Annotated in this window: 1 rRNA gene; it reads left to right on the top strand. The window is 54.1% G+C overall.

Going from position 1 to position 1954, the window contains the following annotated elements:
- Positions 1-129: 129 nt before the first annotated feature.
- Positions 130-1954, top strand: a 23S ribosomal RNA gene (locus ACYVD7_RS14310); the annotation flags it as partial.

The following is a 1954-nucleotide window of genomic DNA, read 5'->3' as shown; positions in this document are numbered from 1 at the left end:
AGGTCTACAGACGTGTCGTGAGGCTAAGGCGGGGCCCTCGAGGCCCTAACATTTGAAGTTGTCGTAATTCGCGTCGGGGCTTTGTACCCCCCGGCACTACGATAATCCTGAGGCGACTTGGGGTTATATGGTCAAGCGAATAAGCGCACACGGTGGATGCCTTGGCGGTCAGAGGCGATGAAGGACGTGGCAGCCTGCGAAAAGTGCGGGGGAGCTGGCAACAAGCATTGATCCCGCAATGTCCGAATGGGGAAACCCACCTAGCAATAGGTATCCTGCAGTGAATACATAGCTGCTGGAAGCGAACCCGGAGAACTGAAATATCTAAGTACCCGGAGGAAAAGAAATCAACCGAGATTCCCCCAGTAGTGACGAGCGAACGGGGAGCAGCCCTTAAGCTGGGTAAGGTTTAGCAAAACGAGTTGGAAAGCTCGGCCATAGACGGTGACAGCCCGGTATGCGAAAGACCTCATCCAGTGAAATCGAGTAAGGCGGGGCACGAGAAACCCTGTCTGAACATGGGGGGACCATCCTCCAAGGCTAAATACTCCTGACCGACCGATAGTGAACCAGTACCGTGAGGGAAAGGCGAAAAGAACCCTGGTGAAGGGAGTGAAATAGAACCTGAAACCGTGTGCGTACAAGCAGTAGGAGCCCTTCGGGGTGACTGCGTACCTTTTGTATAATGGGTCAGCGACTTACTGTTCGTGGCGAGCTTAACCGTATAGGGGAGGCGAAGGGAAACCGAGTCTGATAAGGGCGCATAGTCGCGGGCAGTAGACCCGAAACCGGGTGATCTAGTCATGCCCAGGGTGAAGGTACCGTAACAGGTACTGGAGGCCCGAACCCACTCCCGTTGCAAAGGTAGGGGATGAGGTGTGATTAGGAGTGAAAAGCTAATCGAACCCGGAGATAGCTGGTTCTCCTCGAAAGCTATTTAGGTAGCGCCTCGCGTGAATCTTCTTGGGGGTAGAGCACTGTTATGGCTAGGGGGTCATTGCGACTTACCAAACCATGGCAAACTCCGAATACCAAGACAGACTGCGCGGGAGACACACGGCGGGTGCTAACGTCCGTCGTGAAAAGGGAAACAACCCAGACCCACAGCTAAGGTCCCAAATTTATCGCTAAGTGGTGAACGATGTGGAAAGGCACAGACAGCCAGGAGGTTGGCTTAGAAGCAGCCACCCTTTAAAGAAAGCGTAATAGCTCACTGGTCGAGTCGGTCTGCGCGGAAGATTTAACGGGGCTAAGCGATAAACCGAAGCTTGGGGTGCATCACTTTGTGATGCGCGGTAGAGGAGCGTTCCGTACGCCGTTGAAGGTGACTTGAGAAGGTTGCTGGAGGTATCGGAAGTGCGAATGCTGACATGAGTAACGATAATGCGGGTGAAAAACCCGCACGCCGAAAGCCCAAGGTTTCCTTGCGCAACGTTAATCGACGCAGGGTTAGTCGGTCCCTAAGGCGAGGCAGAAATGCGTAGTCGATGGGAAGCTGGTTAATATTCCAGCACCTCGCGTAAGTGCGATGGAGGGACGGAGAAGGTTAGGCAGGCCGGGCGTTGGTTGTCCCGGTGAGAGAGTTGAGGCGGTTCCCTTTGGCAAATCCGGGGGAGCAACGTTGAGACTAAGGACCAGCCCATTAGGGCGAAGCTGCCGATATCACGCTTCCAGGAAAAGCTCCTAAGCTTCAGCTTACGCAGACCGTACCGTAAACCGACACAGGTGGGCAGGATGAGAATTCTCAGGCGCTTGAGAGAACTTAGGTGAAGGAACTAGGCAAAATAGTACCGTAACTTCGGGAGAAGGTACGCCCTCCATGGTTAATAGCTGGGGAGGGCCGCAGAAACCAGGCCGCTGCGACTGTTTATCAAAAACACAGCACTCTGCAAACACGAAAGTGGACGTATAGGGTGTGACGCCTGCCCGGTGCCGGAAGGTTAATTGATGGGGT

Source organism: Lysobacter fragariae (assembly GCF_054779775.1).
This window is presented reverse-complemented; position numbering and strand designations above follow the sequence as displayed.